27 protein-coding genes and 2 pseudogenes are annotated in these 23015 nt (G+C 36.3%); 5 read left to right on the forward strand and 24 right to left on the reverse strand.

All coding sequences use genetic code 11. The features are described 5' to 3' along the window. Positions 1 to 38 precede the first annotated feature (38 nt). Genes NDM98_RS10610 through NDM98_RS10620 form a run of 3 tightly spaced genes read right to left on the reverse strand, consistent with a single transcriptional unit; the run spans position 39 to position 1064 of the window. A complete protein-coding gene (locus tag NDM98_RS10610; protein ID WP_251607265.1) occupies positions 39 to 350 on the reverse strand; it encodes a hypothetical protein in 312 nt (103 codons plus the stop codon). Between the two features lie 56 nt (positions 351 to 406). Then, positions 407 to 628, reverse strand: coding sequence for a DUF6366 family protein (locus NDM98_RS10615; RefSeq protein ID WP_251607267.1), 222 nt, complete (start codon positions 626 to 628; stop codon positions 407 to 409). Positions 629 to 650: 22 nt separating this feature from the next. After that, positions 651 to 1064, reverse strand: a complete 414-nt coding sequence (locus NDM98_RS10620; RefSeq protein WP_251607270.1) for a hypothetical protein — start codon at positions 1062 to 1064, stop codon at positions 651 to 653. A 563-nt stretch (positions 1065 to 1627) separates the two neighbouring features. Here NDM98_RS10620 and NDM98_RS10625 point away from each other — a divergent pair. After that, positions 1628 to 1840 carry a hypothetical protein gene (locus NDM98_RS10625; protein WP_251607273.1) on the forward strand — a complete coding sequence of 71 codons (213 nt, stop codon included), beginning with the start codon at positions 1628 to 1630 and terminating at the stop codon, positions 1838 to 1840. Between the two features lie 24 nt (positions 1841 to 1864). Here NDM98_RS10625 and NDM98_RS10630 read toward each other — a convergent pair whose 3' ends face one another. Continuing rightward, positions 1865 to 2665 (reverse strand): sialate O-acetylesterase, encoded by an 801-nt coding sequence (locus NDM98_RS10630; protein WP_251609083.1) that lies wholly within the window; start codon positions 2663 to 2665, stop codon positions 1865 to 1867. 413 nt (positions 2666 to 3078) lie between these two features. Between NDM98_RS10630 and NDM98_RS10635 the strand changes: the two genes are divergently transcribed. After that, a complete protein-coding gene (locus NDM98_RS10635; protein ID WP_251607275.1) occupies positions 3079 to 3729 on the forward strand; it encodes an SGNH/GDSL hydrolase family protein in 651 nt (216 codons plus the stop codon). A 557-nt stretch (positions 3730 to 4286) separates the two neighbouring features. Here the strand turns inward: NDM98_RS10635 and NDM98_RS10640 are convergent. Beyond that, positions 4287 to 4628, reverse strand: coding sequence for a hypothetical protein (locus tag NDM98_RS10640; protein WP_251607278.1), 342 nt, complete (start codon positions 4626 to 4628; stop codon positions 4287 to 4289). A 509-nt stretch (positions 4629 to 5137) separates the two neighbouring features. Between NDM98_RS10640 and NDM98_RS10645 the strand changes: the two genes are divergently transcribed. Continuing rightward, complete coding sequence (locus tag NDM98_RS10645) at positions 5138 to 5398, forward strand: hypothetical protein (RefSeq protein WP_251607281.1); 261 nt, start codon at positions 5138 to 5140, stop codon at positions 5396 to 5398. Positions 5399 to 5613: 215 nt separating this feature from the next. Here NDM98_RS10645 and NDM98_RS24635 read toward each other — a convergent pair whose 3' ends face one another. The 17 genes and pseudogenes from NDM98_RS24635 to NDM98_RS10720 form a co-directional block, all read right to left on the reverse strand. Next, positions 5614 to 5886 carry a DUF1643 domain-containing protein gene (locus NDM98_RS24635; RefSeq protein WP_373370403.1) on the reverse strand — a complete coding sequence of 91 codons (273 nt, stop codon included), beginning with the start codon at positions 5884 to 5886 and terminating at the stop codon, positions 5614 to 5616. A gap of 169 nt (positions 5887 to 6055) precedes the next feature. Next, positions 6056 to 6574, reverse strand: a complete 519-nt coding sequence (locus NDM98_RS10650; protein ID WP_251607284.1) for a hypothetical protein — start codon at positions 6572 to 6574, stop codon at positions 6056 to 6058. Between the two features lie 28 nt (positions 6575 to 6602). After that, entirely contained in the window at positions 6603 to 6986 is a 384-nt protein-coding gene (locus NDM98_RS10655) for a hypothetical protein (RefSeq protein WP_251607287.1), read from the reverse strand. A 66-nt stretch (positions 6987 to 7052) separates the two neighbouring features. Then, positions 7053 to 8379: pseudogene (locus tag NDM98_RS10660) on the reverse strand (UDP-glucose dehydrogenase family protein). Between the two features lie 24 nt (positions 8380 to 8403). Further along, positions 8404 to 9775: pseudogene (locus tag NDM98_RS10665) on the reverse strand (sugar phosphate nucleotidyltransferase). Continuing rightward, positions 9772 to 11076, reverse strand: a complete 1305-nt coding sequence (locus tag NDM98_RS10670) for a lipopolysaccharide biosynthesis protein (protein WP_251607289.1) — start codon at positions 11074 to 11076, stop codon at positions 9772 to 9774. The pseudogene NDM98_RS10665 and the gene NDM98_RS10670 overlap by 4 nt, the downstream one beginning before the upstream one ends. Before the next feature lie 30 nt (positions 11077 to 11106). Beyond that, on the reverse strand, positions 11107 to 12246 hold the full coding sequence (locus NDM98_RS10675) for a glycosyltransferase family 4 protein (protein ID WP_251607292.1): 1140 nt from the start codon (positions 12244 to 12246) through the stop codon (positions 11107 to 11109). Continuing rightward, the gene (locus tag NDM98_RS10680) at positions 12224 to 13591 is read right to left on the reverse strand and encodes an O-antigen ligase family protein (RefSeq protein WP_251607295.1); all 1368 of its coding nucleotides are present in this window, start codon (positions 13589 to 13591) and stop codon (positions 12224 to 12226) included. The genes NDM98_RS10675 and NDM98_RS10680 overlap by 23 nt, the downstream gene beginning before the upstream one ends. Next, the gene (locus NDM98_RS10685; protein WP_251607298.1) at positions 13588 to 14097 is read right to left on the reverse strand and encodes a glycosyltransferase family 4 protein; all 510 of its coding nucleotides are present in this window, start codon (positions 14095 to 14097) and stop codon (positions 13588 to 13590) included. Before NDM98_RS10685 ends, NDM98_RS10680 begins: the two co-directional genes overlap by 4 nt. Beyond that, a complete protein-coding gene (locus NDM98_RS24640) occupies positions 14087 to 14422 on the reverse strand; it encodes a glycosyltransferase (RefSeq protein WP_373370372.1) in 336 nt (111 codons plus the stop codon). The genes NDM98_RS10685 and NDM98_RS24640 overlap by 11 nt, the downstream gene beginning before the upstream one ends. 17 nt (positions 14423 to 14439) lie before the next feature. After that, complete coding sequence (locus tag NDM98_RS10690; protein WP_251607301.1) at positions 14440 to 14727, reverse strand: hypothetical protein; 288 nt, start codon at positions 14725 to 14727, stop codon at positions 14440 to 14442. Positions 14728 to 14773: 46 nt separating this feature from the next. Further along, positions 14774 to 15724 carry a glycosyltransferase family 4 protein gene (locus NDM98_RS10695; protein ID WP_251607304.1) on the reverse strand — a complete coding sequence of 317 codons (951 nt, stop codon included), beginning with the start codon at positions 15722 to 15724 and terminating at the stop codon, positions 14774 to 14776. A gap of 17 nt (positions 15725 to 15741) precedes the next feature. After that, positions 15742 to 15912, reverse strand: coding sequence for a hypothetical protein (locus tag NDM98_RS10700; protein ID WP_251607307.1), 171 nt, complete (start codon positions 15910 to 15912; stop codon positions 15742 to 15744). Then, positions 15878 to 16831, reverse strand: a complete 954-nt coding sequence (locus NDM98_RS10705) for a glycosyltransferase family 2 protein (RefSeq protein WP_251607310.1) — start codon at positions 16829 to 16831, stop codon at positions 15878 to 15880. The genes NDM98_RS10700 and NDM98_RS10705 overlap by 35 nt, the downstream gene beginning before the upstream one ends. Before the next feature lie 5 nt (positions 16832 to 16836). Beyond that, positions 16837 to 17514, reverse strand: a complete 678-nt coding sequence (locus NDM98_RS10710) for a sugar transferase (protein ID WP_251607313.1) — start codon at positions 17512 to 17514, stop codon at positions 16837 to 16839. Between the two features lie 362 nt (positions 17515 to 17876). Continuing rightward, positions 17877 to 18764, reverse strand: coding sequence for a UTP--glucose-1-phosphate uridylyltransferase GalU (galU, locus tag NDM98_RS10715; protein WP_251607317.1), 888 nt, complete (start codon positions 18762 to 18764; stop codon positions 17877 to 17879). Positions 18765 to 18818: 54 nt separating this feature from the next. Then, complete coding sequence (locus NDM98_RS10720) at positions 18819 to 19583, reverse strand: tyrosine-protein phosphatase (protein ID WP_251607320.1); 765 nt, start codon at positions 19581 to 19583, stop codon at positions 18819 to 18821. Between the two features lie 241 nt (positions 19584 to 19824). On the opposite strand from NDM98_RS10720, the gene NDM98_RS10725 reads away from it, so the two are divergent. Further along, positions 19825 to 21105 (forward strand): alpha/beta hydrolase, encoded by a 1281-nt coding sequence (locus NDM98_RS10725; protein ID WP_251607323.1) that lies wholly within the window; start codon positions 19825 to 19827, stop codon positions 21103 to 21105. After that, entirely contained in the window at positions 21077 to 21394 is a 318-nt protein-coding gene (locus tag NDM98_RS10730) for a hypothetical protein (protein WP_251607326.1), read from the forward strand. Before NDM98_RS10725 ends, NDM98_RS10730 begins: the two co-directional genes overlap by 29 nt. A gap of 102 nt (positions 21395 to 21496) precedes the next feature. Here the strand turns inward: NDM98_RS10730 and NDM98_RS10735 are convergent, their stop codons facing one another. Further along, entirely contained in the window at positions 21497 to 22270 is a 774-nt protein-coding gene (locus NDM98_RS10735) for a tyrosine-protein phosphatase (RefSeq protein WP_251607329.1), read from the reverse strand. A 31-nt stretch (positions 22271 to 22301) separates the two neighbouring features. Beyond that, entirely contained in the window at positions 22302 to 23003 is a 702-nt protein-coding gene (locus tag NDM98_RS10740; protein ID WP_251607332.1) for a CpsD/CapB family tyrosine-protein kinase, read from the reverse strand. Between the last annotated feature and the right edge of the window lie 12 nt (positions 23004 to 23015).

Consider the following 23015-nt stretch of genomic DNA (forward strand, 5'->3'; position numbering starts at 1 on the left):
CAAAAAAGAGCCAGGAACTTCAGAATAAGTCCATATTTTTAGTCATATAACATCTGAAAAGGGAAAAAGAAAACAAACAGAACGACAACAAGTAACCCCAAATAAATGGAGAATCGAACCGTTTTCTTAAATTCTCTCATCTTAATTACTTTGATCAGTAGTGCGATGGAAACAAGACCACGAAATAAATAGGAAACTACAGCAAAGGTTACTCCAACATTCGTATCATCCATTCGATCTAAGTAGCTCACCACCCCATACAAAGAGGACACTGCAACAATGCCAAACCACAACCAAAACTCTACAAACAAATAGCTTGTCTTCCTGCTCTCTATCGTCTCTTGTTCCAACTCAGCCACCCCAAGCTAAAAAGTCAAAAAGCCACCCCATACTCTGAGATCGCTCCTTACCACGGAAAATAACCTAATACATAGAGCCGATACAAAATATAGCCACCAATTAGCACAACAAGTAAACCCAAAATGCCTTTCCAACCTAGATCAGCAAGCCCCCCGCCATAACTCCGATTCACGCCATCACTGAAGTTCCCGCCTGCATTTCGTTTTTGTTCTTCAAACCGTAAGCGCTCCCTTCTTTCTTCAGGAGTTTCTTTATCTTGGGGTTTCATCGCTTCATCCACCTTCCGCAGCCTATTGTTGTTCCCGTGACCACTCTCCGCGTGCCTCATCAATTCGATCAATCCGAATGAGCGCACTATCATTATCGTCATCACTGTCGGATCCAATTACGATCTTGTCTGCATCTTCAAAATACGCTTCAAACACGGTATGATACGTTTCGTTACTTGGATGAACAACCTCCATGATAAACGAACCCTCATCCGTATCACTAATCCGATATTCTTCACTACCGCTCATATCTGGCGTATATTGTTCAGTAACAACAGTTTGGTCATCTCTAAAGATTAAGTATTGATCCTGTTTCTCTCCATCAAAGACTGCTTGCCAAGTCCCTAAAATTTTTTCTTCATTCGATTCGCTACAAGCTGTTAATAGAGAGAGTAGAATCACTCCTCCAAAGAAACCTTTCCATCTATCAAGCATGTAAAAGCCTCCCCTCTCCTTCACTCTCCATATCTTACATAAGAGTTGCATAGATAGGTTTAATTCCCTATATTAGCCAAATGAAACATGATTCGATCGTTCGAGACCCTACATCGATCCTTCTCTCCCTTTTAATAAAATAGGATTCTGCTCCCTTCTCACATAGAGAGGGTGTCTTGGATAGCCATCTCGTGTTGTAGAAAGACAATAGACATCCTAGCCTCTCGTTTCCACACACGGCTTAACAAGTAACGATATCTCCTCGTCGTATCTAGAAATGCTTCTGATGAAATATACGTCATCTGCCACCCACTCCTTCACGCAAAAAATCCACCATCGGACGTTTAACGCCTAATGGTGGATTTTATTCGGGTGAGGGTTTCCTTATGATGGACTCGGGATCTTCACGACAAGTTCATTGCTACGAATATCAGGCTAAGCACGATCATCAGTTCAATGGTTTTTTTATATCCAATTATCAGGAATTTAAAACATATTTTGTTTAACCACTAAGCATTCAGGTAAGCAGAAAACAACCAAACGATTAGGGAGGCAAATTGTCTATGGTATCTTTTAAACAGAGAGTTGATCACTCACACTTTAGAACCGTGAGGACCGGTATGACGGTCATGCCAATTATCGCGATCCTTGGTTTTTTAGACCTCATCCCAGTCTCTAATACAGTAGCTTGGTTGTCCCTTGCGGCGTTCATTGTAAGCATTATTATGTATTTCGCAAAGTTTAAAGGAAGAAATCCGACTAAAGACATTAATTAAAGACATTTAAAATAGTTGTCTTTTTTAACTCTTATAAGAAAAATAAAGCTCCCCATACTCCGGATCATACATACAAGGCTCTTTCCTATTATTTATATGAAAGGCCACATTCCGCCCCGCCTCTTCACCGACACGATTATATCCCTCCTGAGTGTAATGAATGCCATCGTCTTTCATTAAATTCAACTGATCCGAAGTCATGCCTGCATAAAGAGTAGACACCAGTGTCGCATGCGGATACGACTTACAAAAGTCAGTCTGTATCTCGATCATTGACTTATAAAGGTCCGTCCCCTCCTTATTCCCAATGCGAATCAAGTAACAACGCTCCACTCCTTGCTCCAGCATCTCCTCAATCATATTGGTAAGCTTCGGCACATAACTACTTTTCGGTACAAGAGCATCCGTCTCTCCTTGACACCACACCATGAACAAACGCCTCACCTCATATCCATTTGACTCTAGCCACTCTTTTGCTGTATGTAATCTATCAATCGAATCATTTAAATAAGGCGTGCCAGGTTGCCATTCATCAATCGAACTCCCGCCCTTTGATGCAGATACCGCCACAATCGGCAGATGAGTAATTGAATAATACTCATTGATAAAAGCCGAAACCAAGGAGCCCGTCTTGATCGTCTCCGTAATACCGTCCTCCTTGTTTTCATTCACACCAAAAGGCTCCGTTACAGGATAAAGTGTTGTCGGATCCGTGATCGCACGAAACTCATACCCATGCCCTTCTGCCACGCTTGGCGCTTCCTCAGCAACGCCTCTCCCCGCGATATTCGACTGCCCCATAAACAAAACTAGATCTACTTTCATCACATCGTTCACCCCTCAAAATAGAAAGCGATTTCAAAAACACCTTGAATACTTCTTCCTAATCCAACTACACTGTAAGAACAGTGTATCTGATAAGGAGGATGTAAGCATTTATTTGCTTTATCTCTGATATACGCAATTACGTTGTGGTACGCGCCCAACGAGATGGAATCAGTAGCTGCTCCCTTGTTTTTAATCTCGCTGTTTTCCTTGATCTTAAGCCTCATAAATAAAAGGCATAAATGGATGTTTGTCGCACTAAATGCAGTTCTACTCCTCATGCCACTATCGTATTTCTCTCTCAGGTTCATCTTTTTTGCTAATCCATAAATTTCAAGCATCCTGAAGGAATTTGTCTAACTATAGCGAATTAATTATGTAAGCGCTTAATTACTTTTCGGAGGGACACGACTATGACTACATACAATCAAGACTTTTCATCAAAACATCTACTAATATTCGGAGACAGTATCGCACACGGCAATGAGAACAACTTAAAATCATTTGCCACCATAGCAGCAGACAAACTATCCATGCCCTACACCAATTACGCAAGAGGTGGCGCAACCATTACAAGCATCCCTCACCTCGAAAATGATCTCCATATTCATATTGAAAAAGCACTCAGCGAAGGCGCCAAGGCCGATTATATCGTTTTTAACGGCATGACCAACGACATCGTCGGATCACGCAATGCTCCACTAGGCGAAGTAACAGAGGGCTACGACAACGAGTTTGATGAAAGCACATTCTGTGGCGGGTTCGAATCCATTTGTAAAAAACTAAAGATAAACTGGCTCGGAGCAAAAGTACTCTATGTCCGTCCCCATAACATGAAATCAAGAGACATAGATAAACAAATTGCGTTTGGAAACAAAGCTCTGGAGGTTTGTAGGAAGTGGAGTATTCCCTATCTAGATCTGTATACAGAAGGTGGATTAAATACGCATCTAGGAGAAATGAACGCTGCATATACGATTAACCAAGACGGGACTCATCCGAATACAGAGGGATATGAATTGTTTTATGTGAATGCGGTTGTGACGAGGTTGGTGGGGGGGTAAACATATTCATTTAATTTTTTGGAAAGAGCTATCAATAATTTTAGGTAGCTCTTTTTTAATCAACACACACAGTTCTCATGTTTTTATATCAACTAAACCAACAAATAATTCGCCTTTAATCGTTAGCCTTACTTTTTTAATATGATTCGGACACTTCTCTTCTGCTTGAACCTCTCACGTTCCACTAAATGTTCTTTGGCATGTTCAACTAAAAGAGTCCGATAGTTTAAATATCGCTTTAATAAGATAAATTGATCGTTAATAGAAAGAGCTAGGAATAAACCATTATTCTCTCTAATAATCTTTTTGATAATTGGTAAATTATTCGTTGTGACCCGATAATTTTCTCTTCCAAACTCCAAGTAGAATAGTCTAAGAATTAATTCTTTTGAAATTCCCAGTTTCGTTAAATCACTTAACTTATTTAGAGTTGCTGGACTTAGTTTAGATCGATCGACTAACTCTTTAGGGAAGAAATCTGTAACTATAAAATCTCGAATCCGAGATTTTGGTAGATTGGTTTCTTCTCTTATATGTTTACATCCATCTTGATACCCTTATCGCTCAATGACCTTTTGAATACAGTAACTCTTATCTTTAATGAGCCATCCCTGATGATAAAGAAGCCAACGCAAAATATGTGTATAGAGGAATTCCTCCGATGGAATTATCAAGACGTGACAGCTAATACGTTCACTTGGCTGGAATGACATATAGGCAAATCGATCAAAACCATCTATTAAATAATATTCGCCATTCCAACATCCTATTAGATACTCATAAAGTCTTCCTTCTTCTTTTTTTACAATGCCACTGATCTTGTTTAGTTTACTCTTGCTCACATCCACATCAAACACTTTTTTAATATTCATCACATTTAAACTTTGTATGCTCCCCATGTCTGCACCTCCTTGCAGAAGTGTATTCATGAAAGAGATTGTCCTAGTTCTGTTATTTTGTATATAGATACCAAATGTAATAATTTTTAGCGAATCTTGCTGTCAAATTCACTTGGGATTAAACTCAGTCATACATGAAATCCAGTTAAGTGTGGTTAATGGAGACCTAAATTATTAATGATAAAAGCTACTCCTATATCACGAGTAGCCTTAGGTAATATCACTTATTTTAAAAAATTCTCACTCGTTCATAGTGGCATCTGTCTCCACTTGCCACCAAACCATAAACGTCCGCCTAACCTGGTAACCGTTCGTTCCAAGCCATACTTTTGCTTTCAGAAGCCTTTCCAGTGCATCATCTAAGTAGGGAGTTCGCGGTTGCCACTCATTAATGGAACTCCCACCTTCTCAAAAAATCCATTTGCAAAAAATTACCACAATTTATATAATAAATATTGCAATGAAAGTATTATAACAGATCATTTTTATCATATAGGGGGAGAATTATAATGGGTAAACCGAATTGGACTGAAATTGAACAGATGAAGGTTGTATGGAATATTGTTGATCGAGGATTGCTAAGAACAGAGGTCCGTTCAGAAGAAAGAGTAACTTTAAGGAAAAAGATTGCAATTGATTTACTCAATGATCCTGATTTCTCGAATAGACATTCTGCTGAGAAACCTCAAGACACAGTTGAGCAGCATATCAATGCCTGGTTGGGTTATATTGAAGGAACTCGCGAGAAAAAACCCCCACGTGTTATGTAATTAAATTAATATGAAACAATTACAATGAAACTAGATTAGTGAAAGGATTACAAGGAGAGCGGAATCTACTCCCATATTGTATGGTTTAAAATTGGAATGAATAATTGCTGGTATTAAAGCAAATTAAAATAAGAAAAGATTAGCAGTACAGGAGCATAGTTTAATAGGAAAACGTCGCAGAATTGAGTGAAGACCAACTACACAATTCTGCACGGCTATATCAGCACTGATAAAGAATTAGCTCCTGATCCCTCACATAAAGTCGATGTCTTGTATGACCAAGCCTTTTTAGTCGATAAACAGTTAGTTTCTCGACCCTTAATCAGATTCATCACTTCTCGATCTCTCTTATATCCCCCTCCATTAGACTGTAATACTGCCTCCGAACTCTCTTCACGAATATATAAACTATTCTCTTGTCCTATCGGATCTTGGCATACTTTCAGTTCCTTAGGATCTGTAGCCCGGTACACATACAAGTTCACAATCTCAAGCGAGCCTTATCCCAAAGACTTTGAAGAATTCAAGTATTCGCGAATCGTCTGATCATTCTCTTGATGATCCCATGCATTTGCATAAGGGATCAAAATAGACATCATCCCACCTCTTCTTGAATCAGAATTTTATAATAATTAAACAGATACAGCATAAGTCTATTCACCCCACTATCTCAGTATGACCACCCGACTTCAGATCCTCTAACCTCCCCCTCGCATCCCGCTTAATCACAAGTGCTTGTTCCTGTCGATTCAACCCTGTTCCACATATATTAAAATACTTACTGCTCATCCCCACCTTCACCGCTATACGGCGGTCTTGTGTTTGGCAATCAACACCTAAACACTTCTGCAAATCTTCAATCGTTAAGAAAGCAACCTCACTATCCTCAAGATCCTTCCTCCCACAAATGAAAGCAAATAGGTAATAATCATTTGGATATAATGCTTGGATTCGCTTGACCTCTGCCTCATTAAATTGAAATTGCCAAGTCAGCACATCTTTATTATTTCCAAACGCATTAGATACATATTTCGCATAGAAATGATAATCTTGGTGAGTCGTGATTTGATACACTTTATTTGACTCATCTTCCTCGATCATAGCAGGCATAATATCTGTTTTAACTAATAATGAAAGCAATGCCCCAAAGTAAAAATCGTGTTTAGATAGTTTCATTCTGTTCTCCAATCATTTTTTTGGTTATTCAATTGCCATAGCCAGATAAATAATCGTCAAATATTAGATTGCTACCAGTCCTTTGATTCTTTTTTCTAGAAATCATCTTCATGTTTACGTTCTGAGATGTATACCTCTCCTGAAATTCTGTATAAAGAGTAAGCAGCACGTTATACTCTTTCTTTGTGATAGGTTTAAAATGACAAATCTTGTGGCGAATGTGAATGGATTTGAGGAAGTTTTTTTGTAGTGTAGGACTGAAGGATAAAGATTGATTATGAACAGTTCGTGAAACAGTTAGCTTATAAGAATCACAGTAATCTCTTGGATGATGAAGTCTTAATAGATTATTAATCTTCTCTAGCAATGAATACCCTTGACTGGAATAAGAGTTTTTATTAAATTCCACCATAAACGACCCCCTTTGTACACTAATAGTCAGTCCTCACACCCTAGATAGGATGTGAGGACCATTTAATTACACTAATTCCTTCTCCACTTTCACGACCGGTCGTCCAACTGAATAATACTCAATCCCAGCTGCCTTCATTTCTTCAAGGTCATAACAATTACGCCCATCAAATAATACAGGCTCTTTCAGTAAAGACACATATTGAGCAGGGCTTAACTCTTTAAACTCATCCCACTCTGTTACGAGGAATGCAGCATCAGCACCAGTAAGCGCTGACTCAGCATTATCAACAAAATCAACCGCTTTAGGAAAAATCCTTTTTGCTTGGCTCCATAGCGATCGGATCATAGGCGACTACATTTGCGCCAGCCAAAACAAGCTCCTTCGCCAGTATGGTCGAAGCAGCTTCACGCATATCATCCGTATTTGGTTTAAATGCCGTTCCAAGCATGGCAATCGTTTTTCCACGTAGCGAACCAAAATGCTCTTTCGCTTTTTCAATCAATAACCGCTGTTGTTTGTAGTTGACTTCAATAACAGCCTTAAGCAAAGTAAATTCATGCTCCACATTACCAGCTATCTGTACAAGAGCGCTAGTATCTTTTGGGAAACACGAACCCCCATAACCAATACCAGCATTTAAAAATTTCTCACCAATTCGCTTATCCTGCCCCATACCTTGAGCCACATCTTCAACGTTAGCTCCAAGCTTCTCACATAGTGCCGCAATCTCATTTACAAAGCTAATCTTTGTTGCAAGAAACGCATTAGAGGCATACTTAATCATCTCAGAGCTGCGAATATCTGTTTTAAAAATTGGAATGCCAAAAGGTGCATTGATCTCTTCCATAATAGAAGCAGTTAAGCCATTGTCCGAACCAATTACAATACGATCTCCATGAAACGTATCATGAACAGCTGAACCTTCCCGAAGAAACTCAGGATTTGAAACAACATCAAAAGGAACATCCGTGTGCTTCTCGATATATTGCTTAATATAATCATTCGTTCCAACTGGCACTGTACTCTTTGTTACAACAACCGCATAATCAGTGAGATGCTCTGCAATATCACGTGCAACTGACTCAATAAAGCGAAGATCGGCAGTCCCATCCTCTTTCTGAGGTGTGCCAACTGCAATATAAATGGCATCCGCCCAAGCGAATGCCATCTCATGTGAAGTCGTAAATGATAATCGACTCGCTTTATAATTTTTTATCATAAGTTCAGATAATCCTGGCTCGTAGATTGGTGAGATCCCGTCTCTCATCGAGGCTACTTTTTGTTCGTCGATGTCAACGCATGTGACTGAGTGACCGATTTCTGAGAGAGCTACTCCTGTGACTAGGCCGACGTAGCCGGTTCCGACAACTGCGATTTTTTTTGCTAACATAGGTTTACCTTCTTTCTCCAAATTTTATTTAACTGCAAGACAATGACTCTGGATATCTTCCCACGCTTCAAACACTCTGAAGTTATCACCTTCTACTAGATTTGATCCAGTTTGAACTTCAATCAATTCCATTGCTGTAGTAGCACGTAAGCTATGACGTGCTCTTGCTGGAATACGCAAGACGTCACCTGCTTGTACACTAAAAATCTTATCATCTAGTACAAATTCACCTTCACCTTTGACAACAGTCCAAACCTCGTTACGTGTTTCGTGATATTGATAGCTGATATTCTTACCCGCATGAACGGAGAGTCGTTTCGTCAGCATCTCTTTTCCATCTTCATAACTAGCATAATCCGTCACCTGATACCAACCCCAAGCGTCTTTCTTCAAACATTGGTCGCTGATCGAAATCTTTTAGCAACTCTTTAATACGAGGGCTAGCAGATTTCTCAGTAACAAGAATTCCATCAGGACTTGCTGCAACTACAATGTTCTGCAGTCCAAGAGCAGCCACAGGAATATCTAATTCATTCACTATATGTGTGTTAAGTGAATCCTTGCTAATCATACCTTTACCAACAACATTTGTAGCCATCTCTTCTGTTAATGTGTTCCATGTTCCAAGGTCTTTCCAATAACCCTGATATGGAATTGCAACAATATGTTCTGCTCTTTCAACAACTTCATAATCAAAACTGATCTTTGGTAGTCGGGAGTAACCATCTAGTAGAGTATAATAGTCAGTTGGGAGTCCTCTGTCTACCAAAAGATCAATAATATAACTTAATTTAAATGCAAAAACGCCAGTATTCCATAATGCATTTTGAGTGATGAGTTCTGTTGCTTTTTCTTCAGTCGGCTTTTCTTGGAAATGACTGACTTTTATATAATCACTTTTCATAGATTTTTCAGGGATAATATACCCATATTTTGATGAAGGATAGGTTGGTTGAACTCCGATCAGTCCTAGATTTGCACTAGATGATGCGAGTAATTCTTCAAGATTTTTCAGGGTTTCAAAAAATGCAGTATCTACAAATGGATCAACCGGAACCACCGCAACAACTTCATCTAGTGAGACCTCCTGAACAGAATACAAATAGCTAGCCGCAAGTGCTATTGCTGGAAAAGTATCTCTTCTTTCAGGTTCTACAATCAGGGGAACTTCTTGCCCAAGTTGGTTTCTGATCATATCAACCTGCGAGATACTAGTCGCTATTACTGAAGTACTAGCCAAATCTACATTTACTAATTGACTCCAAACACGTTCTACCATTGATTCATCAAAACCATCTTTATCTTTTAATATTCTTAAGAACTGTTTTGAACGCGAGTCATTTGAAAGTGGCCATAATCGTTTTCCTGATCCACCAGAAAGTAATACTAAATTCATTCCAAAAACCCCCTCTTAATATTTTTTGAAATAACCAATGTTATGATAATTAATAATATGTTACTCAATGAACCAGTTAAACTGAATACAGCAACTGAAATTATGTCACTTTTAAAATAGTGATAACTTATCACAATACCCAAAGTGTTTACAATCAAAGAAAAAAAAGTAAATACAAGATGGAATTTTTGTGCTTTTAATACCGGAAGAGCTCTAATTGAAGGCTGATTTATAAAAAGAAAAAACATCCATATTGCCATCCATTGAGAATATGACCCTGCTTTCGTCCAGTCATGACCAAAAGCAAATTCAAAAATGGTAGGTCCAAATATTATAATAATACTGAAAGGGATAATACCTACGCAACCTAGTAATAATGTTGCTTTATAAATCAATTTATACAAATTCTCTTGGTTATTAGCTGCTTCAGAAATTCTGGGATAGAATACGTCTCCAACTGCTTTTCCTATAAGTTGAATTGGAGCATTTAATGCCGTTCGAGAAATTGTATAGAAACCCACAGCTGCAGGTCCAAAAAAATTCAATAAAAGCAAAACAGGTAAACTGAGTGATGTAGCATGCAACAACATTTGAGGGGATCTAAATAAAGCAAAATCTTTATATTTTTTCCCAACTAACCAGATTGATATTTCATTATTACCTGTATAAATTCTATATGAGTTTATAATATTGTTTTTATTATTTAAACTTAACATTGTAGCTTTCAATAATTGACCTAACGTTGTAACTACAATTAATCCAATTGAGACTGGATTAATCAACCCTAAAACGATCTTACTAGTATTAAACAAAGAAGAATACAAGAAATTAGTTTTAGCTGTAATATAAAATGCTTTTTTTCTAATCAACCATTGTTCAGATACTTGCAAAAGAGAAGAAAATATTATTACAAGAGGTATAAAGTAAAGTGCTATATTTAAAGTGTCCATTCCATCAAATAAATTAATACTATTAAGTATTAATATAAGCATTAATGATATTACAGATAATATTAAAGCAATCACCACAGATAATTTAATTAACTTTATCGCAACAATATCATGTTTTGGTAGTACTATAGCAATTGGATAAGCTAATGCTGCTATAGGAATAATTATTTCAGTAATCGATGTAAAAGTTCCTAACTCACCAATAATCTCGGGACCGAATAAACGTGTTATTAGCGGAGTAGTAAGTAGAGTTATTACCTGCGCAGCCATTGTCCCAGATACTAGTACTACTATATTCTTAATAATACTTTTCGATTTTAATTTTCTGAACAGCTTTTTTATCTGTTCCATTTCCTACTCCTTAAAATATTAATTTTAAACCTATTGACCAAGTTTAAATTCAGATACTTTTTTATCTACAAATGACTTAAACTTTTCTTTGAAAATTTGTTCTGAAAAATTTAATGCATTTTCTCTTATTTTGATTGGGTGGAAAATTTCTTCATTCTTTTCGAATTTATTTATTGCCGCTTTTAAACTACCTACATTTTGCTCTGGAAAAAAAACACCTGTTGGATTCTTTTCACTTTTTTGACTTATATCAATAACAGTATCAGTTATTCCACCTTTTCCAAATGCAATTACAGGAGTTCCACATGCTTGAGATTCTACCGGTATGATTCCAAAATCTTCTTCAGCTGCAAATACAAAAGCCTTAGCATTTTGCATATAGTTAATTAATTTATCAAACTCTAGATATCCAAGCATTTCTATATTATCTCCTGCAATTTTTTTGATTTTTAAGTAATCTGGTCCATCACCAATAACAACAAGTTTTTTCTCGGGCATATCATTGAAAGCTTCCACTATTAAATCGATCTTTTTGTAAGGAACTAATCGAGATGCTGTTAAGAAATATTCACTCTTCGTTTCTGTTAGTTTAAATGAATCAATATCTACAGGAGGATGTATTACAACTGAATTTCTTTTATAAGCTTTCCATACTCGCCTTTTTATAAATTCTGAGTTACTTATAAATTCATCGACTCCATTTGCAGTTCTACTATCCCATACTCTCATATAGTGCATAGTAGCTCTCGCAATCCAACTCTTTATCCCTTTTGTGATTCCTGCTTCTTTTAAATACTGATGTTGCAAATCCCATGCATACCTTATTGGTGAATGTATATAGCATATATGAATTTGGTCAGGACCAGTAATGACACCTTTAGCAATAGCATGTGAACTTGATATTATAAGATGATATTCTGAAAGATCAAACTGTTCTATAGCAAGTGGCATTAAGCCTAAGTAATTTCTGTACTTTTTTTTAGACTTTGGCAACTTTTGAATGAAACTAGTATGAACTTTTTTATTTTTTATAAAACCTCGTTTATCAGCATCAATATAATCCACGATACTGTATATATCTGCTTGCGGATAGATTTCTAGAATTTGCTCTAAAACTTTTTCTGCTCCTGCATACGTAGTAAGCCAATCATGTATTATTGCAACTTTCATCAGTACCCTCCTCATTATTATTTTTAGTTTTCACATTGAATAAAATACCACAAAATGTAAATAAAATAATACTAGCTTGCCAGAACGTGAATGAATCTACAAAAGTCATATGTATAGATAATCCTACTATACTAGCTACTAAGAATAGACTTAAAAAATTACATCTAACACTATTTAATGCTTTTATAAAAATACTTAAGAGAAATAATATAAATATAGTAACACCAAATACCCCACCTTCAACTAAGAAGGTAACGTAATTATTATCATATACGCCGCCTTGCCTATACCCTAAACCTAGAATTAAATTATCATTTAAACTTCTTAAACCCGCTAACCAGATATCCAGTCTTCCTCCGCTTATAGAGTTAAAATCTTGAATACCATTTGAAAATGTCAGTTGTAACCTTCCAATAAAAGATTGGAAATAAGACACTCTACTAAAAATCACATATATTAAAGTCGATATAAAAATAATTTTAAATGTTGTTTTGAGCTTGAAATTTGTAAAAAACAATATTATTAAACCGATAATAAAAAATAATATAGAGGATCTCGAAAAAGTTAAAATAACCGTAACTAAAAATGTAAATAAATAAATTAATAAATGATAATTTCTAATTTTCATTTCATAATTTATTTTTTTCCCATACATAATAATTGTTGATACTAATAATGCCATTAGAGCTGCAAAGTGGCCAAAACTGTTCGCCTCTTTGAAAACTCCTCCCAACCTATATATCACTTCTCCTCCAACAATTGTTGTTTTACTATCCATCTCAATTTGAAATAAGAACAGTATTATTCCTAACACACAAGTTAGAAACCCAATAAAAAGAATTTTTTTCACATAAAAATAAACATCTGAAACTTTAAATTCAAATGTCGAAAGTAAAATTAATGGAAACAAAATTTCTATTAATCTTGTATATGATAGAAAACTTACCAAAACACCTGACATTTCATAATATTGATAACTATTTATAACAGAGAGTAGTACCGAACCTAAAAAAGTCAAAATTACGAATTGAAATAGACCTAATCTATATTTATGTATCCTCATTAGAAATAAATAAATAGATAAAATAAAGAATATAACACTTACGTGTATAGAGATACCGTAAATTTCTATACTTGGAACTAACAATATACAAATTGCATATCCAACTAAAAAAAAATGAACACTTTTAATTGCTAAGTATCCAATAGTTATAACTGCAAATAATGATAGTATCAATACTAAACTTTCAAATTTCGCCACTGCCACTACTATTCCTATAGACACAGATAGTAGTGTAAACAACGTTACTTTGATGAAACTTTTATTCAACAAGTATACATTCATTGATAAATATCCTTTGATATTTTTCTCCAACTAAACTCTTTTAATATTCTATTTAAAGACGCTTCCCCCATTTCATTCCTCATACTAGGGTCGTTTATTAGACTTAAGATACAATCTACAGCTTCTTCTTCAAGATTATTACCTTTTAAAAGAAATCCTGTATTCTCATTAACAGCATCAATAGCTCCACCTTGATAACAACCAATAACAGGTTTTTTTCTTGCACCAGCTTCAATAAAAGATATGCCGAACCCTTCCACATTATTATTATCTTGTCTATTAAGCATTATAAACACATCTGATGCATCATAATAACCAGCTTTATCCTGTTCATCAATAGGACCCACAAAAATAATACGATCTCTAATTTCTAAATCTTGTGCTAATCCTGATAATCTATCTCTGTCATCACCTTTCCCTGCTACAATATACATAAAATCTATGTCTTTTAATCTTTCATTAGATAAAGCTGCAATAATTTTATCGTGACCTTTTCTAGGATCCAAGCCTAGCTAGAGTAAATAAAAGAATAGTTTGCGGAGATATATTGTGCCGCTTTCGTATAAGTTCTCTTTTATTTTCCGAATTAATAAACGCCTCGGAAACGCCACAAGGTATTACTACTATTTTATTTTTATTCTTTATATTGAAATTATCGAATAGTAAACTCTTTGTATAACTACTTACACATACCACTTTTTCTGCATTGTTATACATTTCTCCAATAATCCTCTTAGCCATTTTACGCTTACTAAACCTAATAATTTCTGAACCATGTGACGTAATTATAAAATTAAATTCTTTTATTTTATAAACAAAATAACTTGACAACTGGTATGAAGGATCAATTATATGTACGAAGTCATAATTTTTTTTAATTCTTTCTTTAAATAATACGCTCCAAATAGTAACGTTGATAGTTTATTAAATAAATTATTTCTCCCCCAAAAAGGTGTTCTAACTATAGTTACTCCTTTGATATTTTTATCAATCTCTATGCCTTCAGTTTCTGCTTTAGTTATTACTGTTACCTTATAACCCTCATTCAAACTAGCTAAAGCTAAATTATAAGCGTAACTTCCAATACCACCCATATCAGGTGGGAATTCACGGGACAATATTAATATCTTTTTCATAAGAGCAAAGCTCCTTTAGTATTTATTGATATACAAAATAATTAATTTAAATATTATCATAAATTTTCAATACTTCATCAACATGATGTTTAATATTGAATTTTTGAACACTTTTATATCCTTGTGTTGAAATATTGTTATAAAATTCTTGATCAACTATTAGCTTTTTTATATATTTTTCGAGGGATTCATGATCATCACTTTCAATTAGAAGTCCTGTTTCTTCGTGATTTATTAATTCTAAGACTCCACCCATCGCTGTGGATATAATTGGCTTGCCTGCCATTTGTGCTTCGATTATAACTCGTCCAAATGGTTCAGGATTTTTTGATGGAGCTATTATTATATCAAGCTCATCATATACTTTATCCATATCAGATAAATAACCAGTGAATTTAATTTTATGGTGATGAATAGTTTCTCTTGATAATTTATAAAGGTATTCCTCATAAGCTGAAGAACCTTCAATTCCACTTCCACCTACTACATAAAATTCAACTTCATAATTTCCATTATTGGTATTAAGGAAGCTTGTTGCAGCCTTAATAAATGTATCTTGCCCCTTCCAAGGCGCTAATCTACCTATAATTCCAATCTTAAACTGACCATATTTACTATATAATTTTATATCTTTTTCTTTTCTTAAAGCCACTCCATTATACACAACCTTAACTTTTTCCTTTTCATTGTATTTTCCCCCCACATATTTAGAGATAGCTATAATTTTATCTGAGTTGCTATATATTAAATTATTTATCTTAGAACGTGTATCCGTCCTGTCATGATAAATGTGTTTAAATTTGCAATAAAGCTTAGTAATTATAGTTATCAAACCTGATTTAAGCGTATTAGTATGAACTATATTAATTTCGTATTTTTTTATTAAACCTCTTAATTTAACTGAGTATACAAATATTTTTAAAATAGTCCTAATTTTACTCAATGTTGTCGCAGTTACAGCAGACTCTGCTGTTTCCTCTATGAATGATTTATCCATATTAAGATTGATTAAAATTATGTTTTTTCTTTTTTTAATTCCTTATAAAACTCCCCTTCCCCAGTATATACCATAAATATATTTATAGATTCCGGCAAATTATCAACTAATAATAGTAAACTTTTCTCTCCGCCACCTATGGCCACTTGATGGTCAAAAAATAGTATGTTTTTTTGTATTTCTCTCATTATTTTTTTTTCCTTTGCGTATTTTGTTTACTATCCTATAAGGAACATAAGAAATAAAGTAAAGTCCGATATTCTTTTTAGAGCCTCTATTAACACCCATTAATTCTCTAGCAATATGCCTTGCTTTTTTTCTCTCATCATTAAAATAATAAATCTTATATATATGTCTAAGCTGTGATTCTTCAATTTCTTTCATTTCTTTTTTAGTAAGTTGACTATAATAGTTTGATTTTATTTTTTTAAGTATTATTTGAGTTCCTTTGACTTGTTTTTCATACGCATGACTAATTCTATTTTTTTCTAAATAATATATATCCACTAAAGTTTTATTAATATATTTGAATGAAAATTGTTCTGATAACCTGATCCATAAATCATAGTCTTGTCTAGCAGGTAAATTTTCATCAAAAAAATTATTCTTTAGGCATTCGCTTTTTAGCATGACTGCTGATGTTGGTGAGACATAATCTTTTAGTAACTGATCTTTAAAAATATTGCCTTCTTTAATTTCTTTCGAATTTTTTCTTTTATTATGAGTTTCTATAATATTATATCCTGTAAACACTACATCACAATTCTTATTCTCTAAAAAAGCATTAATACTGTCTTCTAATTTCGTACTTGACCAAACATCGTCACTATCAAGGAATGCAATATACTCACCTTTAGATTTTAAAATCCCATTATTTCTGGCTGCATTAGCCCCTCTATTTATTTCATGCTTATAATAACTAATTCTAGGTTTATATTCATCTAACAGTTCTTGTGTATTATCATCTGAGAAATCATCAATCACTATGATTTCATAGTTTTTATAAGTCTGTGCAAAAACGCTTCTTATTGTTTTTATTATACTTGTAGCACGATTATAGGTTGGAATTATCACACTTACTAAAGGTCCTAGTTTTGTTTTATCCACTGTAATTAATATGCTCCTTTTGTATTAATCAAGACTAATAATGTCTTCAAAATTATTTTGAAATCGAGTAGAATATTTCTGTTTTTAATATAATTCAAATCCATAGAAACCATCTCATCAAAACCAACATTGTTCCTTGCGCTAACCTGCCATAGGCCAGTGCACCCTGGCTTTATCAACAATCTCTGTTTATGAAATAAAGTATATTCGTTAACCTCCCTTATCAGAGGAGGTCTTGGTCCCACCAAACTCATGTCACCTTTCAGAACATTTAACAGTTGAGGAAGTTCATCAATACTTGTCTTCCGAATAAATTTCCCCATTTTCGTAATACGTGGATCTGCCTTCATTTTAAACATCGCACCACTTACTTCGTTCTGATCTAGCAATCCTTCTAATAGTTCTTCCGCATTACTTACCATTGATCGAAACTTGTACATTTTAAATTCATTCTCATCTTTGCCAACTCGAGTCTGCTTAAAAAAAACAGCTCCTTTTGGGTCTTCTATCTTTATTACAATAGCAAGAATTAAAAATAAAGGAGATAACACGATAATTCCAATAATTGAAGCTGAGATATCAATACCTCTTTTAAGAAAGAGATAAAAGAGTGATTCGTTAATAATGAGTTTTTTACTGATGGATTGATCTCTTCTGGCACTTGACTGAGATGTTTCTTCCATTTGTATTCTCCTTCCTTTATTTTATTTTATTTTATGTACGAGTAAAAAAAGCTAGAGAATCGCTCAATTATATGTAAGCGCTTTTCTAACTTTTTTTACCTTTATTTATACTCGTTTGTGGGGGTTGTCCCCCCTGAGGCATCTAACCTCTCCTCACATCATGCCCTTGACGACTGGCGTCTAAGGCTTGTGGCCCGTTGCATGATCGAGTATCTCCAACTGATAGCGGTAGAGGAGATATAACCGTCACCTTCTAAATTTCTGATAATCCTAACTCCACAGAAAAAGGTTGTATTCTCATAGATGCTGATAGAACGATCTCGGCATAGGAACTATAGTCGTTCTTCGCCGAGATCTGTCGGTTATGAGTTCTGGATGGTTTGTTCACTTTCTACGTATTCTCTCATTTTCTTAATGAGTTCTTCTTTTAGTTCATCGCGTTGCATGGCAAAGTCTAGTGTGGTTAGGACAAAACCTAACTTCTCTCCTACGTCGTAACGCGTTCCTTCAAAGTCATAGGCATAGACGCTTTGCTCTTGATTCAGCATCTGAATTGCATCAGTTAGTTGGATCTCGCCACCTGCTCCGATTTCTTGTTTTTCAAGATGTGCGAAGATCTCTGGTGTTAGAATGTAACGGCCCATGATCGCTAGATTTGATGGTGCTTCCCCTAATGCTGGCTTCTCGACAAAGCGATTGACACCATAGAGTCTGCCGTCTGACTGGAGTGGATCGATAATGCCGTAGCGGTTGGTCTGGTTGTCAGCTACGGTTTGTACACCAATGACAGATGATCCGGTTTCGTTGTATTGATTGATCAATTGTTTGGTACATGGTGTGTCATCTTGCACGATGTCGTCTCCAAGTAAAACGGCAAATGGTTCGTCACCGATAAACTTGCGGGCAGTCCAGACAGCATGTCCAAGTCCTTTTGGTTCTTTTTGACGGATGTAGTGTAATTCAACTTTGGAAGCAGCGGTAACCTTTTCAAGTAACTCTAGCTTTTGTTTTGCGAGTAGATTCTGCTCGAGTTCAAAAGCGTGGTCGAAGTGATCTTCAATCGCTCGCTTGCCTTTACCGGTTACGATAATGATGTCTTCAATGCCAGAAGCGACTGCTTCTTCAATGATGTATTGAATGGTTGGTTTATCGACGATTGGCAGCATTTCCTTTGGCATCGCTTTGGTTGCTGGTAAGAAACGGGTTCCGAGTCCGGCTGCAGGTATAATGGCTTTTTTGACTGGTTTCATATGGTTGGTCTCTCCTCTTTGTTGTCTCTCCACTCTCTATATCTCTCTAATTTATTAGAAAATCCCAACATAGCGTTTGCGTTTGAAGCGTTCTGGCGGAAGAAAAGGAATCGGTTCATCCTTCATGATTCTTGTTAGATTCTGCTGCAAGAATGTTGTGGTTTCCGTGCCAAAACGTGTTTCGATTTGATATAGGGCTTTATGTAAATTGGTTGTGTCTATTTTTGGTCGATCCGTGTCTGATGTCATCATGTGTACCAGGTTACAGCCAATCATTCGTTCTGTTGTTCGTTTGACATAGGTGCCTGCTTTGCCTGTCACACTGGTTGCAAGAACTTGAAGGAGTACGCCTTGCTTCACAAGCTTATATAATAAATCCGGTTGTTCAATTAAATAACGGTTACGTTCTGGCTTAAATAAAATTGGAGTAATATCTAATAGCTGCAGCTGGTAAAGCTGTTCTGCTAGATTCGATGGAACGTCTCCGTCTGGTAAGTCAATAAGTAGATATCGGGAATGATTAATGGTTAGTAGGGAACGTGATTTGTATTCTTCAACAAGCATTTCGGTATAACGAACAAGTTGACCAGGAAAAATAGATAACGGAATATTCCGTCGATTAAGTTCGGTATTAAACGTTGAGACAGCTGATTCAATCAATTCAACTGATTGTGGAGTAGGATGTTGCGGCATATCTGGAGCTATAAGGATAGATCGAATTCCATTTTCATGAGCATTTTTAGCTATTTCAATAGACCTATCTTTCGATAATTGATTTTTGCAAACCATCGGAATAATGCGATTATATAGATCAATCATGGGCTACCCTCTCTCTTGAAAAGTAAGTACAAGAAAGCAATTCCATAATTTGTTCCTATCATACTACATACAGGACCAAATATCGATACTTTCCCAACATTTATTTGTTAATTTTACATTACAATCTATTAACATTTCATATTTCGTGCCGAATCATTAACATAGTAGTAGATACCTGTATATAGTATGATAGAATGAATATCGTTACACTAACGTTACACTTTATGGAAAGAGGGATGAATTGCCTACTATACAAATAGGTGAGCAACCTATTCATTATTATTATCATCTGAGTCAATCGAGTGAAGCGGATACAATTGTTTTTGCACACGGAGCAATGACAAATTATGAGCTGTTTGATGATTTGCTTCCATTCTTTATAACGCACTTTCACGTGCTTGTTTATGATCATCGTGGGTACGGGGGGAGCGTTCCGCTTACTGAACCACTTGAGACACTTTCATTGGATCTATTTGCTAGTGATTTGCACGTCTTGCTTCAGTCACTTGGTATAAGTAGTGGTGTTCATCTTGCTGGCTTTCATCTTGGAGCGCTTACCGTTCTGCGTTATGCGGTGATGTTTCCAGATGAAGTAAAATCACTTTGTTTGATGACGTTGCCCTGTACACCACCACACTTAGCTGAGCAATTAATGGAGCATCGGTTGGCTATTAGCAATCAAGGAACTTTTATCCCAGAGGAATATGTGACACGTGTCGCTACTAATCTGCCAGAGACACACCCAAGAATTGCGTACTTACAAGAGAGGGTTCAGAATCTCGACATGACGGTTTTTAATCAGGTCTTGAAACTGGTTGTCTTTAACGATCCGTTACCAGATTTGCGGGCCATTGAAAAACCGACGATGATCATGTCCGGTGCAAACGATGTTCTATTTCCTTCGTATTATCTTAATTTGCATGCGGTTTCCTATCCACATTGTCGTTTTGTATCAATTACAAATGCAGCTTCATTTATCGTTCTTGATCGTCCTGAGCCAGTTGCGAGAAAAATGATGAGGTTCATGAACGTTAAACATGTTAAGAAAACAGTGTCCGATCCATTTATTCAGCACATGGATGAAACGATGCGCGCGTATGTTGAACAGATTCATCAAACAGCCAGAGATCAGCTCACTGTCAGTACTGGATTACGTGTAGATGTCTTATTTCAGTTCAAGGTTACTCGAGAGGGCAAGGAGTTATTGGAAGGTTGGAATAAACGTTTTTCAAAACAGATCCTACTGTATCTCTTATTCCACCGCTCTACAACAAGAGAACAGTTGTGTGAGGAGCTTTGGCCAAGCACTCCTATCGATAAAGCAAAGAAAAATTTACGTGTATATCTTAATTACCTAAAAGGTGTCATTAGCGATAAGGAAGCCGAACAACCATACATTGTGATAGATCGAGAGCACATCCACCTTACAGGTTTAATTGAAAGTGATGCATTGGCTTTTACAACTCTCCTTCATAAAGCGAATCTTGAAGAGGATGAGAAAGAGAAAATCCAAGCTCGTTGAACAACTCCTTTCAGAAGTAAACCAACCACTACTTCGGGTTTGTTATGATGAGTGGTTTCTAACGATGCGTTTTCAGTTAGAGGAGGAGTTTATTGAATTAATCCAGTGGGCAACTGATTATTCAATAAGGGTTGGAGAAGAACGATGTATGACCACCGGCCTCAAGAAAGCGATCACAGCCGTGCCTGATGATCGGCTGTACGACTCCTTGATTGATTTGTATCAGCATTTGGGAGATGAGGCTGGTCGTGCGAAGTGGCTGCAGAAGAAGAAGTTAATTGAGGTTTAGGAAATTTAGTCCCGTCTATGTAGGCGGGATTTTTTGTTGTGAACAGTTAGGCTGAAACCAAATCAAAAAGCAGTGAGTCTATTGGGACTCACTGCTTGGGTCTTAGCCAAAAAAGCTAAAGCGTTTTCTCTTTTTTCGAACGGGTTCTGGTGGATAAATGATTAGGTTCTGGTTTGAGACTAGAAGTTCGGCATTTTCTTGAAATTGATAGAGTAGGTCCGTTCCAAACTCTTCTTCTATTAGGTCTGATGCTTGTTTCATCCGGAATGTCCGGGCTTGTAAGTTATGTGCATCAGACGCAAGAAGGTGAGCTAGGTTCGCCTCTAGCAATTGGTCAGTAAAACTTTTAACCGTTTTACCAAAATGCCCAGTGACGCTTGAAGTCGTAATTTGGGTTAAGGCACCGTTGCGCACAAACTCAAATAATTTGTCTGGCTTTTCTTGCAGCACCTTATTCCGTTCTGGGTGAGCAATAACCGGTATATAGCCTTGTACAGCCAGATCATAAAATAAGCGCTCACTGTAAGCAGGAACTGAGTTCGTTGGAAATTCTACTAATACGTAACGTCCTTCACCTGTTAGTGGAACGGAGCGTCCAAGCGCCAGATGCTCAACTAACTCGCCAAAAAGGCGGATTTCCTGTCCTGGCTTAACGACTAGTGGAATGCCTTCTGTTTCAAGTGCTGCAATCACAGCTTCTACTCCCGCTGCCATTTCTTCGGCAGTTGAGTCGAAGTAGGGATTCGCATGATGAGGCGTTGCAATAATCGTAGTAATACCTTCCTGTACGGCCGTCCGTGCCATTTCTACACTATGTGCAAGTGATGCTGATCCATCGTCTAGACCAGGAAGGATGTGACAGTGCACATCAATCATAGTGGATCACCTTCTAATCTAATAAATAGGATTAATAATAGTAATAGCTCTTCTCATCTACTGGTTTATTATTAAGGATGACACCTAATAAATTTGCCTTACTTTTTAATAAAAGATCTTTTGTTTTGACTACTTCATCACGGTCGGTTTTGCCACTTGAGGTAACAAGAATGGTTCCGTCTACTTTACTAGCAATTAACTGTGCATCGGTTACTGCCATCACAGGTGGCGCGTCTAAAATGATAATATCAAATTGTTCAAGTGCTTGCTCTAATACTAACTCCATCATACGCGAGTTTAAAAGTTCAGCAGGGTTTGGGGGGATAGGGCCACATGTCAAGATAGATAGATGTTCAATCTTGGTTATTTGTACCGTTTCTTCTAAAGTTGTTTGTTTTGATAACACATTTGTTAATCCGCGGGTATTAGGTGAGCTAAATGTGTAGTGAACGGTCGGGCGACGCATATCAGCATCTATTATAAGGACACGCTGCCCATTTTGTGCCATGACAATCGCTAGATTCGCTACACTAGTTGATTTGCCTTCCCCTGGCCCTGCTGATGTGACAACAAAACTGCGTAATTCTTTATCGACTGAAGAAAATTCAATATTGGTACGAATCGTTCGATACTGCTCCGATATTGGAGAATGTTTATGTAAGTCAGCAACCAATTGGCGTTGTGTCTTATTTCTTGTCGATTTTGATTTTTGTTTACTCGAGCGTGTTGCCATATGTGCAGGCAC

It is taken from the genome of Alkalicoccobacillus plakortidis (genome assembly GCF_023703085.1).
In the GTDB taxonomy this organism is placed as follows: domain Bacteria; phylum Bacillota; class Bacilli; order Bacillales; family Bacillaceae_D; genus Alkalicoccobacillus; species Alkalicoccobacillus plakortidis.

Coding starts and splice junctions, on each gene's coding strand:
- NDM98_RS10615 (WP_251607267.1), bottom strand. CDS start 628: ATGAAACCCCAAGATAAAGAAACTCCTGAAGAAAGAAGGGAGCGCTTA.
- NDM98_RS10620 (WP_251607270.1), bottom strand. CDS start 1,064: ATGCTTGATAGATGGAAAGGTTTCTTTGGAGGAGTGATTCTACTCTCT.
- NDM98_RS10625 (WP_251607273.1), top strand. CDS start 1,628: ATGGTATCTTTTAAACAGAGAGTTGATCACTCACACTTTAGAACCGTG.
- NDM98_RS10630 (WP_251609083.1), bottom strand. CDS start 2,665: ATGAAAGTAGATCTAGTTTTGTTTATGGGGCAGTCGAATATCGCGGGG.
- NDM98_RS10635 (WP_251607275.1), top strand. CDS start 3,079: ATGACTACATACAATCAAGACTTTTCATCAAAACATCTACTAATATTC.
- NDM98_RS10640 (WP_251607278.1), bottom strand. CDS start 4,628: ATGGGGAGCATACAAAGTTTAAATGTGATGAATATTAAAAAAGTGTTT.
- NDM98_RS10645 (WP_251607281.1), top strand. CDS start 5,138: ATGGGTAAACCGAATTGGACTGAAATTGAACAGATGAAGGTTGTATGG.
- NDM98_RS10650 (WP_251607284.1), bottom strand. CDS start 6,574: ATGAAACTATCTAAACACGATTTTTACTTTGGGGCATTGCTTTCATTA.
- NDM98_RS10655 (WP_251607287.1), bottom strand. CDS start 6,986: ATGGTGGAATTTAATAAAAACTCTTATTCCAGTCAAGGGTATTCATTG.
- NDM98_RS10670 (WP_251607289.1), bottom strand. CDS start 11,076: ATGGAACAGATAAAAAAGCTGTTCAGAAAATTAAAATCGAAAAGTATT.
- NDM98_RS10675 (WP_251607292.1), bottom strand. CDS start 12,246: ATGAAAGTTGCAATAATACATGATTGGCTTACTACGTATGCAGGAGCA.
- NDM98_RS10680 (WP_251607295.1), bottom strand. CDS start 13,591: ATGAATGTATACTTGTTGAATAAAAGTTTCATCAAAGTAACGTTGTTT.
- NDM98_RS10690 (WP_251607301.1), bottom strand. CDS start 14,727: ATGAAAAAGATATTAATATTGTCCCGTGAATTCCCACCTGATATGGGT.
- NDM98_RS10695 (WP_251607304.1), bottom strand. CDS start 15,724: ATGGATAAATCATTCATAGAGGAAACAGCAGAGTCTGCTGTAACTGCG.
- NDM98_RS10700 (WP_251607307.1), bottom strand. CDS start 15,912: ATGAGAGAAATACAAAAAAACATACTATTTTTTGACCATCAAGTGGCC.
- NDM98_RS10710 (WP_251607313.1), bottom strand. CDS start 17,514: ATGGAAGAAACATCTCAGTCAAGTGCCAGAAGAGATCAATCCATCAGT.
- galU (WP_251607317.1), bottom strand. CDS start 18,764: ATGAAACCAGTCAAAAAAGCCATTATACCTGCAGCCGGACTCGGAACC.
- NDM98_RS10720 (WP_251607320.1), bottom strand. CDS start 19,583: ATGATTGATCTATATAATCGCATTATTCCGATGGTTTGCAAAAATCAA.
- NDM98_RS10730 (WP_251607326.1), top strand. CDS start 21,077: ATGAGAAAGAGAAAATCCAAGCTCGTTGAACAACTCCTTTCAGAAGTA.
- NDM98_RS10735 (WP_251607329.1), bottom strand. CDS start 22,270: ATGATTGATGTGCACTGTCACATCCTTCCTGGTCTAGACGATGGATCA.
- NDM98_RS10740 (WP_251607332.1), bottom strand. CDS start 23,003: ATGGCAACACGCTCGAGTAAACAAAAATCAAAATCGACAAGAAATAAG.